General features: G+C 68.7%; 17 protein-coding genes. 11 read left to right on the plus strand and 6 right to left on the minus strand.

From position 1 onward, the window contains the following. Positions 1 to 162 precede the first annotated feature (162 nt). Complete coding sequence (gene coxB, locus P0Y41_RS05970) at positions 163 to 969, plus strand: cytochrome c oxidase subunit II (protein ID WP_284063050.1); 807 nt, start codon at positions 163 to 165, stop codon at positions 967 to 969. A gap of 198 nt (positions 970 to 1,167) precedes the next feature. Then, entirely contained in the window at positions 1,168 to 1,314 is a 147-nt protein-coding gene (locus tag P0Y41_RS05975; protein WP_201289586.1) for a DUF8555 family protein, read from the plus strand. A gap of 230 nt (positions 1,315 to 1,544) precedes the next feature. Here the strand turns inward: P0Y41_RS05975 and P0Y41_RS05980 are convergent, their stop codons facing one another. Next, complete coding sequence (locus P0Y41_RS05980) at positions 1,545 to 1,826, minus strand: amphi-Trp domain-containing protein (RefSeq protein WP_284063051.1); 282 nt, start codon at positions 1,824 to 1,826, stop codon at positions 1,545 to 1,547. Positions 1,827 to 2,105: 279 nt separating this feature from the next. On the opposite strand from P0Y41_RS05980, the gene P0Y41_RS05985 reads away from it, so the two are divergent. Beyond that, positions 2,106 to 2,384 (plus strand): PadR family transcriptional regulator, encoded by a 279-nt coding sequence (locus tag P0Y41_RS05985; RefSeq protein WP_284063052.1) that lies wholly within the window; start codon positions 2,106 to 2,108, stop codon positions 2,382 to 2,384. 60 nt (positions 2,385 to 2,444) lie between these two features. Here the strand turns inward: P0Y41_RS05985 and P0Y41_RS05990 are convergent, their stop codons facing one another. Further along, positions 2,445 to 3,680, minus strand: coding sequence for an AI-2E family transporter (locus tag P0Y41_RS05990; RefSeq protein ID WP_284063053.1), 1,236 nt, complete (start codon positions 3,678 to 3,680; stop codon positions 2,445 to 2,447). A 103-nt stretch (positions 3,681 to 3,783) separates the two neighbouring features. Here P0Y41_RS05990 and P0Y41_RS05995 point away from each other — a divergent pair, with 103 nt between their 5' ends. Continuing rightward, positions 3,784 to 5,070 (plus strand): MgtC/SapB family protein, encoded by a 1,287-nt coding sequence (locus P0Y41_RS05995; RefSeq protein ID WP_284063054.1) that lies wholly within the window; start codon positions 3,784 to 3,786, stop codon positions 5,068 to 5,070. A 231-nt stretch (positions 5,071 to 5,301) separates the two neighbouring features. Continuing rightward, positions 5,302 to 6,651, plus strand: coding sequence for an aminotransferase class III-fold pyridoxal phosphate-dependent enzyme (locus P0Y41_RS06000; RefSeq protein ID WP_284063055.1), 1,350 nt, complete (start codon positions 5,302 to 5,304; stop codon positions 6,649 to 6,651). A gap of 18 nt (positions 6,652 to 6,669) precedes the next feature. On the opposite strand, the gene P0Y41_RS06005 is transcribed toward P0Y41_RS06000, so the two are convergent. The 3 genes from P0Y41_RS06005 to P0Y41_RS06015 form a co-directional block, all read right to left on the minus strand. Further along, a complete protein-coding gene (locus tag P0Y41_RS06005) occupies positions 6,670 to 7,173 on the minus strand; it encodes a DUF7992 family protein (protein WP_284063056.1) in 504 nt (167 codons plus the stop codon). Positions 7,174 to 7,239: 66 nt separating this feature from the next. Further along, complete coding sequence (locus tag P0Y41_RS06010) at positions 7,240 to 7,575, minus strand: ribbon-helix-helix protein (protein WP_284063057.1); 336 nt, start codon at positions 7,573 to 7,575, stop codon at positions 7,240 to 7,242. 90 nt (positions 7,576 to 7,665) lie between these two features. Continuing rightward, complete coding sequence (locus P0Y41_RS06015; RefSeq protein ID WP_284063058.1) at positions 7,666 to 7,962, minus strand: hypothetical protein; 297 nt, start codon at positions 7,960 to 7,962, stop codon at positions 7,666 to 7,668. Positions 7,963 to 8,096: 134 nt separating this feature from the next. On the opposite strand from P0Y41_RS06015, the gene P0Y41_RS06020 reads away from it, so the two are divergent. The 3 genes from P0Y41_RS06020 to P0Y41_RS06030 all read left to right on the plus strand — a co-directional run bounded on the left by P0Y41_RS06020 (position 8,097) and on the right by P0Y41_RS06030 (position 9,830). After that, positions 8,097 to 9,011 carry an HhH-GPD family protein gene (locus P0Y41_RS06020; protein ID WP_284063059.1) on the plus strand — a complete coding sequence of 305 codons (915 nt, stop codon included), beginning with the start codon at positions 8,097 to 8,099 and terminating at the stop codon, positions 9,009 to 9,011. A 106-nt stretch (positions 9,012 to 9,117) separates the two neighbouring features. Continuing rightward, a complete protein-coding gene (locus P0Y41_RS06025; protein ID WP_284063060.1) occupies positions 9,118 to 9,264 on the plus strand; it encodes a DUF7563 family protein in 147 nt (48 codons plus the stop codon). 83 nt (positions 9,265 to 9,347) lie between these two features. Further along, positions 9,348 to 9,830 carry an SHOCT domain-containing protein gene (locus P0Y41_RS06030; RefSeq protein WP_284063061.1) on the plus strand — a complete coding sequence of 161 codons (483 nt, stop codon included), beginning with the start codon at positions 9,348 to 9,350 and terminating at the stop codon, positions 9,828 to 9,830. 56 nt (positions 9,831 to 9,886) lie between these two features. Here P0Y41_RS06030 and P0Y41_RS06035 read toward each other — a convergent pair whose 3' ends face one another. Beyond that, entirely contained in the window at positions 9,887 to 10,849 is a 963-nt protein-coding gene (locus P0Y41_RS06035; RefSeq protein WP_284063062.1) for an NADPH:quinone reductase, read from the minus strand. 148 nt (positions 10,850 to 10,997) lie between these two features. Between P0Y41_RS06035 and P0Y41_RS06040 the strand changes: the two genes are divergently transcribed. The 3 genes from P0Y41_RS06040 to sucD all read left to right on the plus strand — a co-directional run bounded on the left by P0Y41_RS06040 (position 10,998) and on the right by sucD (position 13,395). Further along, positions 10,998 to 11,282 (plus strand): hypothetical protein, encoded by a 285-nt coding sequence (locus P0Y41_RS06040; RefSeq protein ID WP_284063063.1) that lies wholly within the window; start codon positions 10,998 to 11,000, stop codon positions 11,280 to 11,282. Positions 11,283 to 11,383: 101 nt separating this feature from the next. After that, positions 11,384 to 12,529 carry an ADP-forming succinate--CoA ligase subunit beta gene (gene sucC, locus P0Y41_RS06045; RefSeq protein ID WP_284063064.1) on the plus strand — a complete coding sequence of 382 codons (1,146 nt, stop codon included), beginning with the start codon at positions 11,384 to 11,386 and terminating at the stop codon, positions 12,527 to 12,529. Next, positions 12,526 to 13,395, plus strand: coding sequence for a succinate--CoA ligase subunit alpha (gene sucD, locus P0Y41_RS06050; protein WP_284063065.1), 870 nt, complete (start codon positions 12,526 to 12,528; stop codon positions 13,393 to 13,395). Before sucC ends, sucD begins: the two co-directional genes overlap by 4 nt. The last annotated feature ends 212 nt before the right edge of the window (positions 13,396 to 13,607 follow it).

Below are 13,607 nucleotides of genomic sequence, written 5' to 3' on the forward strand. Positions count from 1 at the left end.
CCCCGCGCTTTCCAGGTTCAGCGGGTCACCGAGGGCCCGGCTCAACGGGGGGGGGCGCGGAACTGCAGCGCCCGATCGCCCTCTCTCGAGCGAGTCGCCGCCATCCGGTGTTTCGAGCGACAACAGTAGGTATTTACGTGGCCTGCGCCAACCGCGAGTGTAATGACGCGTACGCGACTGGGGAGCCTGCTGGTCGGGCTCGCCGGGTTGATGCTGTTCGCGACGCCGGTCGCGGCACAGGCATCGACGACGGCCGAGCTGATCAACGGCTTGAACACCGATCTGTTGTACGTCGCGGTTCCGATCACGCTGCTCGTCGAGATCATTCTCATCTACACCGTCCTGAAGTTCAAGGACAGCGACGAACCGGCCCCGACGCGGGAGAACCGGCGCCTCGAGATCACGTGGACGGTCGCGACGGCGGTTATCCTCCTGTTCGTCGGCGTCGCCTCGTACGGCGTGCTGGCGAACCCCGACGTGACCTACACGGGCGGCCCCGAGGAGATCGACGCCGCAGACGGCGACGTGCACGTCGAGGCCGTCGCCTACCAGTGGAACTGGCGGATGAACTACCAGACCTCGAACATCAGCGAGTTGACCGCGAGCGACGTCGACACGTCGATCGTACCGCAAGCCGACGGGGTCGAGGGACCGGTGATAGTCGTTCCAGAGGGCCAGGACCTGTACTTCACCACCGCCTCTGACGACGTGATCCACGGCTTCAGCGTGCCCGCGCTCGGGCTGAAGCAGGACGCCGTCCCCGGCCAGACGAACACGCTCAAGACCGTCGCACAGGAGACCGGGACCTACCAGGGCTACTGTACCGAGTACTGCGGCGTCGCGCACTCCAACATGTACTTCACGGTAATCGTCGTCGAGCAGGGCACCTACGACGAGTTCGTCGACAGCCAGACCGCCTCGGGCGACGAGAGCGCCTCGCTGGCCACGCCGGCTGGCCTCGGCGCCTAATCGACCGAATCTCCCCGTTCCGTCGGTCGCTTCGCGTTCCGTAATTCCGTTTTATCGGGGGCTCCGTTGGCTCCCAGTTCCGTTCTGTTCACGACTCCGTTCGTTCCGCGGAGTCCTCCCGTCGAGCCGTCGATCCCCGGAGACGCAGCCCTCTGTGTCGCCCCCGCGTTCAAGTCGCTGGTGACCGTACGGTCGACCATGCGCGACGAGGCGGAGATCAGAGAGCAGTACGAGTATCTCGCCGAGCAGTTGGACTCCGAGGAGATGCGCCACGAGGGGGTCAGACAGCTGTTCACGCATTATAAACGCGCGCTCGGGTGGGCACTCGAAGAAGAGCACATGTGAGCGTTCGACCCGCCCGGTAGTTTTATCGCGATACCGAAGGTAGCGATCGGTGACGCTTCGTCTGGAGGGCCGAAGCGTCAGCGGGGACCGATCCGGGCGGCGCGCCGCGGGGGTTTCCGCGGCGCGCCCCCGTTCGTTCTCAACGCCCGCAAAGCTACGTCGCGAGCGGCCGCCACGGTAGGTTCACCGAGCCAACAACGAAGGCAGCGGAGCGTGGCTCCCCGAGCGGCTCACTCGACGCTGAACCCGGAGTCAGCGGCGGCCTCGTCGTCGCCGTCTGCCCACTCGATCTCGAACTCGACGCTCAGTTCGTCGGGTCCCGACCCGGTCTCGCGCTCGGCTTTCACCTCGAACGTCGCGGTCGCTGGGACGGTCATCGCCACCGAGTCGCCGCCGCCTGCGAGCGTGAGCTCGCCGTCGGATTCGAGCTTCGTGGCGACTTCACGGAGGTGAGCGGCGATCTCGGAGCGGTCCTGACGAGTTTCGGATTTGAACAGCACTTCTTCGGGCATGGTACACCAGTCGTCGGGCGCAGCAAAAAACCAGTCGGCCGGGTCGTCCGCCCCACCGGGCGGTTCACATCGCCGAGACGACCCACGGTCGGCGCACGAACGCGACCGACTGAACGGTGGGTTCACATCCGTGATATGATCGGGAAAGCATCCGTTTATCTACACTACTACCGTCTGGTCCACAGGTCCACAAGTGTGCGCCTCACGTGCGAACGAAGCGATTCTCTCCGCCGGTACGTTTATTTCAATCGAGCAGTAACAGTTTTCCCGACATTACCGATGTACGATCTAACGGGGTTTCAGCGCGATCTCATGTACGTGATCGCCGGGCAAGAAGAGCCGCACGGGCTGGCGATCAAAGAGGAGTTGGAGGACTACTACGAGAAGGAGATCCACCACGGTCGCCTGTACCCCAACCTCGACACGCTCGTCGAGAAGGGCCTCGTCGAGAAGGGCCAACGCGACAAGCGAACCAACTTCTACACGCTCACGCGTCGCGGCCGCCGGGAGATCGAGGCCCGCCGCGAGTGGGAGGGGCGCTACGTCGACCTGGAGTGAGCCGAGGCCGGTCCCGTCAGGCCCGAGGTGATCGACGCCCGCTGATCGCCAACGGCTGGATCACGCATCGTCAGACGAGTCCTCGGGTGTCGGCTCGCCCGGTTTCTCGGCTCCATGGGGCCCGCTACCGTCTTCGACAGCGGCCGGGGCCGAACCCGGATCAGACGACACAGCACGGGGCTCCTCGTCCGTGAGGTATGTGGGGTCAACCGCGTACGGCCGGAGCGGCTCCCCGGCGAGTAGTTCCGGGAAGACGATCCGAACGAAGTGCACGATTAACACGAGGAGGACCGGCATGAGGAAGATGCCGTACCAGCCGAACAGCAGCGGTCCGAGCGTGTACGCGAGCATCACCGCCCCGACGTGTAGCGAGCGCCCAGAGACGTACGGGCGCAACACGAGGTCGGGGATCGTGTCGACGATGATTAACGAGGCGAGCGCGAACACCAAGACGAACGCCAGCCCGCCGGAGACGTCGTTCACAACCGCACGGACCGCCATGAACCCTGTGACCGGGAAGTACACCAGCTTCATCCCGACGATGGGGATCAAACTCGCAACGCCCGCGAGCAGCCCGACCAGTCCGGCCGCCGGGATGGCGCCGCCGTCGGGCGCGAACACGTTGAGCACCGAGTAAACGATCACGGCGATCGTGCCGGTGACGATCGCGTTGAGGATGTTCCCGAAGAAGATCGACTTCAGGTCGCGGTCGACCGCGAGTCCGTACGCGTCGACGATCCCTCCCTGGTCGGTGAAGCGAACGAGGTAGCGACCGAGCCGACCGCCGTCGCGCAGCAGGTAGAACGCGACCGCCAGCATGACGAAGAGGTGGATCGCGCCGGTGCCGAGAAACGCGACGGTGTCCGCCGCCTGCGCCAGCGAATTCAGGGTCCCACTGACCGTGTCGATCGTGACGTACCGCTGCCAGTCGACCGCCGCGATCTGCGACGGATCGGTCAACATGTCGAGCGTCTCCTCAGTGAACGGAAGCTGGTCGAGGTAGCCGTTTCCGGCGATGTCGAGCTCGCGGATCTGATTGGCGACGATGAGTAGGGCGTACCCCGCAAGCAGCAGCGCCGGGAGCGTCATCGCGAAGATTGCGACCGCGGCAGCGACGCTCGACTGCGGGATCCGCTTGCGGACCCGGTTGTAGAGGGGGCGGGTCGCGTAGTAGATGAACACCCCGAACACGAACGTCCCGACGAACGAGTAGACGACGTACACCAGCGCTGCCCCCAACACCGCGCCGATGCCCCACCACGCCGTTCGCGACCAGTCGACATCGGAGAGCGCCATACCCTGTCCCCTCCGTGCGCCGACAAAAACGTGTCGCGGCGGGTCGCCGCCGGGGTGAGTCCGCCCGAAGCAATATATATCGCTATAGAGTAATATTGAGCCCATGACTGCGACGGGTGCCGAAGGGATCGTTGGCGACCCGCTGTCGTTGCCGGTCGCGCGACTCGCGCTGGCGGCGGCGTTGGGGTTGTTCCTCGGGTTGGAGCGCGAGTGGTCCGAGAAGTCCGCCGGGATCCGGACGTTCTCGCTGACGAGCCTCGTCGCCGCCGTGTTCACGCACCTCGCGGTCGAGACCGACGTGGGCGGCGCGCTGCTGGCGGTCGGCGGGGTGCTCGTCATCGTGCAGGGGGTGTTGCTGGCGGTCAGCGGACTTCGGTCCGGCGCAGACGGCTCGCTGTCGCTCACCACATCGGTCTCGCTGCTGGCGGCGTACGGCGTCGGGGCGCTCGTCGTCGTCGGCGCCGTCGTCGAGGGCGTGACCGTCGCGGTGGTGTCGGCGGCGCTGTTGGTGCTGAAGCGGGAGCTCCACTCGTTCGCGGGCGACCTCTCACGGGCTGAGCTGCGCTCGATGACCGAGTTCGCCGTCCTCGCGTTCGTCGTCTACCCGGTGTTGCCGGCGGGACAACGGGTCGTGTTCGGCGTCCCGTTGGAGCCGCGCGTCGCGTGGCTCATGGTCGTCACCGTCGCGGGGATCGGCATCGTGAACTACGCGCTGGTGCGGACGTACGGCGGCCGCGGCATCGCCGTCACCGGCTTCCTCGGCGGGCTCGCGTCCTCGACGGCCGTCGTCGGGACCATGCTCGATCACGCGACCGACCGGGCGGAGTCGGTGTCGTACGCCGTCGCCGGGGTGCTGTTGGCCGACGCCGCGATGGCGCTGCGCAACCTCGCGATCGCCGTCGCGTTCACCGTCGCCGGCGACGCCCCCGTCCTCGTCGGCGTCGCCGCCCCGCTGGGCGCGCTCGCGCTCGGCGCCGTCGGGGTGGCAGCGGCGACGGCCGACTGGCGCACGCGGGTCGAACTGGAACTTGACTCGCCGTTCTCGCTGCGCAACGCGCTGGCGTTCGGCGCGGCGTTCCTCGTCATCCTCGCGGTCAGCAGTCTCGCGCAGGCTCGGTTCGGCACCGCCGGCCTGTACGCGTCGGCGGTCGTCTCGGGGCTGGTCTCCTCGGCCGGCGCGACGACCTCGGCTGTGTTGTTGTACCGCGGCGGCGCCGTCAGCGCCCACGCCGCCACCGTCGCCGTCCTGCTCGCGACGGTCTCCAGCGTCGCGGTGAAGGCGGCGCTGGCGTTCGCGGGCCCCCGGGCGTTCGTCCGCCGCGTGGCCGCCTACAGCCTCGCGATCGTCGCCGGAGCCGGGGTCGTCGCGCTCGCGGCGACGATGGCGTGAGCGACGAGGGGGCGACTGCCGACGAACGGAACGACCGACCCGCACACGGGCGGGAGCTCACGGCGCCGCTGTGACCGAGGCCGCCGCACCCGGGAGCCGCCGCGACCGATTCCGGCGAGTCCGATGGCGGCTCGGCGTACTCGGTTGAATTTCTGATCGACTTTCGCCGAGATATTCGGACCAACATCGAGCAGACCACTGTTTTATCATCGACCGTCCGCATCCATAGGCATGGACCGAGACACGGCCGAGGTGAGCGTCACCGAGATGCCGGGCGCCCGCGCCCGCGAGTGGGCCGCCTACCACCGGGAGGTCGCCGCGACGACGACGTACGTGTACGACTTCGTGTGGGACATCACCGAGGACGCGGAGGGACCGTTCTGCACCGACGTCGACGGCAACGTCCTGCTGGATTTCACCTCCCACGTCGCCGCCGCGCCGCTCGGCTACAACAACCCGAAGATCACGGACCGGATGGCCGAGTTCGACATGATCGACCCGACGAAGATCGCCGGGCAGGACTTCTACGTCTCCGACGGCGCCGACCCCGGGGAGTCGGCGCTCCCCGGTCCCGCCGACCTGATGCACGAGCTCGTCGATCGCACGGACCACTACGGCCTCGACACCGTCTTCCTCTCCAACTCCGGCGCCGAGGCCGTCGAGAACGCGATCAAGATCTGCTACGACGCCTCCGGCGGCGGGAAGTACGGCGTCACCTTCGACGGCGCGTTCCACGGCCGGACCCTGGGAGCCCTCTCGCTCAACCGCTCGAAGTCGGTGTACCGCAAACGGTTCCCCGAGGTGCCCGGCGTCCACGACGTGCCCTACTGCGACGACCGCGGCTGCTCGCCGGAGACGTGCTCGTGCGGCTTCTTCGTCGACGACGGCGACACGTCGTTGCTGCGGGAGAAGCTCGACCCGAAGACGGGTCACGTCAACCCCGAGGAGACCTCCTACATCGTCATGGAGCCGATCCAGGGCGAGGGCGGCTACCGCTTCCCCTCGGAGTCGTTCATGTCGGAGGTCGCCGACCTCGCCGAGACGCACGACATCCCGCTGATCGCCGACGAGATCCAGTCGGGGATGGGCCGCACCGGCGAGCTGTGGGGCTCGGACCACTACCCGATCGAGCCGGACGTGATCACCGGCGCGAAGGGGATGCGCGTCGGCGCCACCATCGCCAACGAGGACACCTTCCCGGAGGAGCGCGCGCGCCTCTCCTCGACGTGGGGGGCGGGCGACATCGTCGCCGCGGCCCAGGGCGTGTTCACCCTGCGCGCCATCGACGAGTACGACCTGCTCGATAACGCGGTCGTCCGCGGCGAGCAGTTCAAAGAGATCGTCCGCGACGCCGCCCTCGACGGCGTGACCGACGTGCGCGGGAAGGGGCTGATGCTCGCCGTCGAGTTCGAGTCCCCGGACCTGCGCGACGCCGTGCAGGAGGCGGCGCTGCGCCGCGGCCTGCTCACGCTCGCGTGCGGGTCGGACGTGATCCGGTTCCTCCCGCCGCTGGACGTGACCGAGCGGGAGATCGAGATGGGCGCGTCCCTGCTGATCGAGGCCGCCGTCGACGCGGTCTAACACGCCCGGCGAGGGGGATTACGCAGCCGGGTCGTCGCCGGACTCCCTGGCCTCGGCCTCGCTCTCGCGTTCCTCCTCCTCGGGGAAAAAGTCGGACTCGGCGTCCTCCTCGTCGCGGCGGAGATAGTCGTTCTCGAGCATCTCCGAGACCGCCCGACCGAGGTCGTCGAGCTCTTCGTCGACGCCGTCGGCGCCGCGGTCGGGGAACCGCTCCCGGTCCGCCTCGGGGACCGTCGGGGCGCGGTACCCGACCTCGTCGCTGGCGGGGTCCCAGTGGAAGTCGAACTCCTCGAACAATTCGAGCCGGTCGACCGTCTCGAACTCCTCGACCGACAGGTAGGTGCTGTCGGCCCACTCATCGAAGGCGTCCCGCCACGCGCCGTCGTGGAGGGCCGTTCGGATCGTCTCGCGACGGTGGTCGTCCCCGGGGCCGTCCTCGTCGGAGTCGACCGCGTCGTACTCGCCCCGTCCCTGCGGGCCGCGCAGGCTCGGCGGGTCGGGGGTGTCGACGTCGAGTCCCATACCGCCGGGTCGTCCGCCTCGACCAAGGCCCTTCCCCACGTTCCCGCGTGCTGGAGACGGACGGACTTACTGCTGGTACCGCCGCTCGTCGCTCCGCTCGGGGTAGCCGCCGGCCCCGCCGCCGGCACCCCCGGTCATCTCGTCGTACGTCATCCCCGAGAGGTACTCGTCGTACGTCACGTCGAACGCCTGCCGGAGGTGGAAATCGAGGTCGCCGGTGTCGAGCGTCCGCCGGAACAGCGCGTGGATCCCCCGCCGAACGAGCTCGTCGCGGTCGGTTCCGAGCGCCGCCGCGAGCAGCGACAGTTCGTGTTTCGTCTCGCGGTCCAGTTCGACCCCGATCTCGTCGTCGAGGTTGCCGTACTCCGCGGTGATCGCGTCGTCGAGGTCGTCGAGGCTCACGGTGGTTCGGTGTCGCGGCCGGCGGAAACCCGTTACGCTCCGGTTCGACCCGCCCGGGTCGGGCAACTCGAGTTCCGGGCGACCGACGGATCACTCGGGGAGCGTCGCGCCGCAGTACTCACAGCCCGATCCGTCTGCGACGGCGCGGGCGCCGCACTCGGGGCAGTTCAGTTTCGGGGGAGTCGACGCTCCTGCGGCGCCGTCGGCGCTGGAGTCGTCTGGACGGTCATCGGCGGTATAGGCGAACAGCAGCCCGATAGCCGTGACGGCCGCGCCGGTCGCGAGCCATACTACCGGTCCGGCAGCGAGATAGAACGCCAATACCCCCGGGAGGACAGCGACACCCATGCCCGCGAGCAGCGAGGCGAGGACCAGGTCCTGTCGCATCATCGGACTGACGCACGGAACACCACAAAGCCGTTTCGGGGTGACCCTTCGGGGTCGCCGGGCGGCGGCTGGCCCACCACGATCGGCGACCCGGGACCGTCAGCGCTTTTCGCCCAGCGACCCCCGACCCGGTAATGAGCACACACCTCCCCGACGACCGCGACGCGGTGCGGGAGGCGTTGATCGAGTGGTACGAGGCCGACCACCGCGATTTCCCGTGGCGGCGGACCGACGACCCCTACCGGATCCTCGTCTCGGAGGTGATGAGCCAGCAGACGCAGCTCTCGCGGGTCGAAGAGGCGTACGCCGACTTCCTCGACCGCTGGCCCGCCGTGACGAATCTGGCGGCCGCCGAGCGCGGCGAGGTGGTCTCCTTCTGGTCGAGCCACTCGCTGGGCTACAACAATCGCGCGAAGTACCTCCACGAGGCGGCCACACAGGTCCGCGACGAGTACGACGGGGAGTTCCCGACCGACCCCGACGAGCTCCAGGAGCTGATGGGCGTCGGGCCCTACACCGCCAACGCGGTCGCGTCGTTCGCGTTCAACAACGGCGACGCGGTCGTCGACACGAACGTGAAGCGGGTGCTCCACCGCGCCTTCGGCGTTCCCGACGACGACGCGGCGTTCGAGGGAACAGCGAGGGAGATCATGCCGGCCGGAGAGTCCCGAATCTGGAACAACGCGATCATGGAACTGGGCGGGGTCGCCTGCGGGCAGTCCCCTCGCTGCGACGAGGCGGGCTGCCCGTGGCGCCGCTGGTGTCGCGCCTACGAGACGGGCGACTTCACCGCGCCGGACGTGCCCGAGCAGCCGAGCTTCGAGGGGAGCAGGCGGCAGTTCCGGGGGAAGGTCGTACGCGCGCTGGGCAACCACGACGAACTGACGCTCGGCGAACTCGGCCCGCGGATCCGCGTCGACTACAGCCCGGACGGCGACGGCGAGGGAAGCGAGGACTGGCTTCGCGGGTTGGTGGGCGACCTCGCGGACGACGGCCTCGTCGAGGTGGCGGACAACGAGGACGAGACGACGGTTCGGTTGCGGCGATAACGGGCGTTCGGGGGCGACGAGCGCGCGGATGACCGGAACGTGCCACCGTCTGACCCGGAGCCCGTCGACCGTAATTCGTTTATTCGAGGTGCCCCGCCGGGGTTGTATGCCCACCTGCCAGAACTGCGAATCGTTCGTGACCGAGCGATACGTGAAGGTGTTCGAGCCGGAGGAGATCACCCGGCCCCGCGCGTGCCCCCACTGCGAGGACATGGTCCGGCGTGGCAAGGAGGTTCGGGCGAAGAAGAACTGAGCGGGCCGCCGCCGCGATATCGACCCGCGAACGACGACCGGCCGAGCGCAAGACCGTTGCTGAGCCTGCCGCCTCGATAGCACGTGTCTCCCGCGGACGACACCTCCACCCTCGGATCGCTGCATCGACTCCTCGAACACTACACGCCGGACGGCACGCTCGGGCGTGTCCTGTTCGCCGGGTGTGCGGGCCTCGTGTGGCCGCTGTTGCTGTTTGCCGCCGTCACCGCTGGTTCCGGGATCGTCGGGCTGGTCGGAACGGCGATCGCGTTCGCGCTGCTGCTTGCGACGACGGCGGTCGGTCTCGTTGTTCTGTGGCCGGTGTACCTCTCGCTCATCGGCAACGTCGAGAGCGCGGCAGACTACCCCGACGCGGGCGGACGCGACCGCGTCGCCGACTCGGACCGTGACCGGGACGCGACGCCAGTCGACGTGCTGAAGCGTCGATACGCTGCCGGAGAACTCGACCACGACGAGTTCGAACGGCGGCTCGACCGCGTCGTTGACGACCCGGGTCGCCCGCGAAACGGGGAGTCACGAACGCGAGAGTCAGAACGCGCCCGCTGAGGTCGGGCCCCGCACCCGAGAACCGGGACGCGTCGGCACCCGTGATCGCGCGAGGGTTACGGCTCGATGACCAACTTCCCGAGGAAGCTGTCGGTCATCACCGCCCGCTGAGCCTCGGCGGCGCCCTCCAAGTCGTAGCTGTGGGCCACCTCGATCGTGATGTCCTCGCCCCATAGGGAGGCGAGATCGTCGAGCGCGTCCGCGAGGCTCGGCGTGTTGAACATCGACATGAGCTGGAGGTTCAGGTCCTTCCCGCGGGCCGCCGCCGAGACCGGAAACCCGATCTCGGGGTCGTTTTCGCCGATGCCGACCACGCGACAGCCCTGCGCGGCGACCTCGGCGTCGAACCCGAGGTACTCGTCGAGTCGGTGGTCGAGGATCACGTCGACGCCGTCGCCGTCGGCGGCCTCGGTCACGGCCGCCGCGAGGTCCTCACGGGTGTAGTCGAGCACCGCGTCGGCGCCCAGCGCCGCGACCTCGTCGTGGTACCCCTCGGCGGCCGTCGCGATCGTGTGCGCGCCCGTCGCGGCGGCGACCTGCACGGCGGCGTGGCCGACGCCGCCGGAACCGCCGTGGATCAGGACCGTCTCGGCCGGACGCAGGTTCGCGTGCTGGACGAGCGCCCGCCACGCGGTGACGGCGGCGACGCCCGCGCCGCCGGCGGCGACGAGGTCGGCGTCGTTGGGGAGCACGGCGATCCGGTCGTCCGGCACCGCGACGTACTCGGCGTAGCCGCCGGGCATCGCCCCCGAGAGGCCGGTCGCGAACACCCTATCACCCTCGGCGATCCCCTCGACGGCCTCGCCGATCTCGGCGGCCGTTCCGGCGGCATCGACGCCGGGGATCGCCGGCAGGCCGTACGGTTCGTAGGAGCCCTCGCGGAAGTACGTGTCCACCGGGTTGACGCCCGCGGCGGCGACCTCGACGAGCACCTCGTCGGGGGCCGGGTCGGGCCGGTCGACTTCGTCCACCTGGAGCACCGATTCGTCACCGTGTTCGTGGAAGCGGACTGCGCGCATGGGCGTCACCTCCCGCCGAGGTGACTTAACTCCGGGCGGCGTCGGAACCGCGCCCCTCGCGACGGCAGGCAGCGCGGACCGCCGCGGTGGCGATCGCTGCCGCCGGCGACCGGTGGAGTGAAACCGTCCGCCCCGGTAGCCGTCGAGTATGTCACTCCGGCACCTCGGCGCGACGGCGTTCGCGGCCGGGCTGTTCGTGTGTGTCCTCTCTGCGGTGACGTTCGGGGTCGCGTGGGGCGGAACCGAGGTGTTCTGTCCGGGGCCGCGGCGCCTGCTGGAGTACGCGCTGGTCGGGATCGAAGGGATCCCGCCGACGGTGCGGTACACCGACGGCTGCAACGAGTTCGTGCTCAGTCCGCTGGTCCAGTGGTCGGGCCTCGCGGCGGCCGTCGGGTTGGTCCTCGCTGCGGCCGGCCAGGCGACCGCCGAGTGAGCCGGCGGTCGCCGCCCTCGGGGGTCGCCGCGACTCGGGCCGATGCGAACGCGAGCGGAATCGGCGGGATTTAACCTCCCCAGTGGCTGCTATCCACACGCATGAAGCTACACGAATATCAGGCGAAGCAGGTCTTCGCCGACGCCGGAATCCCGACTCCGGACTCGCGGCTCGCGTCCACCGTCGAGGAGGTCATGGACGCGGTCGACGAGATCGGGTACCCGGCGGCGATCAAGGCGCAGGTCCACGTCGGCGGGCGTGGCAAGGCCGGCGGCATCGAGATAGCCACGAGCGCCGAGGAGGCGCGCGAGGCCGCCGAGTCCATCCTCGGGATGGACCTCAAGGGGTACACCGTCGAGAAGGTCCTCGTCGAGGCCGGCGTCGACTTCGAGAACGAGCTGTACGTCGGCATCACCATGGACCGCGGCGAGGGCGAGCCCGTCGCGATGGTCTCCACCGAGGGCGGCGTCGACATCGAGTCGGTCGCCCACGACACGCCCGAGAAGATCGCCCGCGAGCACATCGACCCCGCGTTCGGCCTGCACCCGTACCAGGCCCGGAAGGTCGTCTTCGAGGCGGGCATCCCGAAGGACGTGGCGATGGACGTGGCGTCCATTCTGGGGACGCTGTACGACCTCTACGAGTCGAAGGACGCCTCCGAGATCGAGATCAACCCCGTCATGATCACCTCGAACCGCGAGGTCGTCGCCGCGGACGCGGTCATGAACATCGACGAGGACGCGCTGTTCCGTCAGCCCGAACTGGCCGAGATGGAGGACGAGGCCGCCGGCGACGAGCTGGAGGCGAAGGCCAACGAGTACGGCTTCGATTACGTCCGCCTGTCGGGCAACGTCGGCATCATCGGCAACGGCGCCGGGCTCGTGATGACGACGCTCGACCTCGTCGACTACTACGGCGGCTCGCCCGCCAACTTCCTCGACATCGGCGGCGGCGCCAAGGCCGAGCGCGTCACGCACGCGCTGGACATGGTGTTCGCCGACGAGAACGTCGACAGCGTCGTGTTCAACATCTTCGGCGGGATCACCCGTGGCGACGAGGTCGCCAAGGGGATCAACGAGGCGCTGGCGCAGTTCGACGAGATCCCCAAACCGGTCGTCGTCCGCCTTGCGGGGACGAACGCCGCTGAGGGGATGGAGATCCTCAACGAAGACCTCGTGCAGGTCGAGGGCACCCTTGAGGACGCGGTCCAACGTGCTGTGAAGAACGCTGAGGAGGTGACCCAATGAGCATTTTCGTCGACGACGACACCCGGGTCGTGGTGCAGGGCATCACGGGCGGGGAAGGCAAGTTCCACACCGAACAGATGCTGGAGTACGGCACGAACGTCGTCGCGGGCGCGGTGCCCGGCAAGGGCGGCCAGGAGGTCGCCGGCGTCCCCGTCTACGACACCGTCGACGAGGCAGTCGACGCCGAAGACGCCGACGCCTCCGTCGTCTTCGTCCCGCCGTCGTTCGCCGGCGACGCCGTCTTCGAGGCGCTCGACACCGACCTCGACCTCGTGGTCGCCATCACGGAGGGCATTCCGACCCAGGACATGGCGAAGGTGAACAAGCGCCTCTCGGAGGTCGACACCCGCCTGCTGGGCCCCAACTGTCCCGGCATCATCACCCCCGGCGAGGCGAAGCTGGGCATCCTGCCGGGCAACATCTTCGAGTCGGGCGACGTGGGGCTCGTCTCGCGCTCGGGCACCCTGACGTATCAGGTCGTCTCGAACCTGACCGAGCGCGGCATCGGCCAGACGACCGCCATCGGCATCGGCGGCGACCCGATTATCGGGACCTCCTTCGTCGACGCCCTCGAGGCCTTCGAGGCCGATCAGGACACGAAGGCCGTCGTCATGTGCGGCGAGATCGGCGGCGAGGACGAGGAGCAGGCCGCCCGCTACATCGCCCAGAACATGGACACACCCGTCGCCGGCTTCATCGCCGGTCGCACCGCCCCGCCGGGCAAGCGGATGGGCCACGCCGGCGCCATCGTCTCTGGTTCGGGCACCGGTACCGCCGAGTCGAAGATCGGCGCGCTCAACGACGCGGGCGTCCCCGTCGGCGACACCCCCAACGAGGTCGCCGACCACATCGAAGACTTCCTCTAGACGCGTCCGGCCGCTCCGTTCGCGTTTTTCGCAGTCCGTTGTTCCGTCGACGCAGAGCGCGGCCGATCGCCCCCGAGCACGGCCAATCGCCCTCGAGCGAACCCGACCGTCAGTTGCCGGGACGCGAGCCACGTCTGACGGCAGCGATCCCCACGCCGTATGCCAACTTTTCGCGTTCGGGAGCGACGGACTCTTTCGTGTGAGCCGTGAAC

The organism is Halobaculum halobium, from assembly GCF_030127145.1.
Taxonomy (GTDB): Archaea; Halobacteriota; Halobacteria; order Halobacteriales; family Haloferacaceae; genus Halobaculum; species Halobaculum halobium.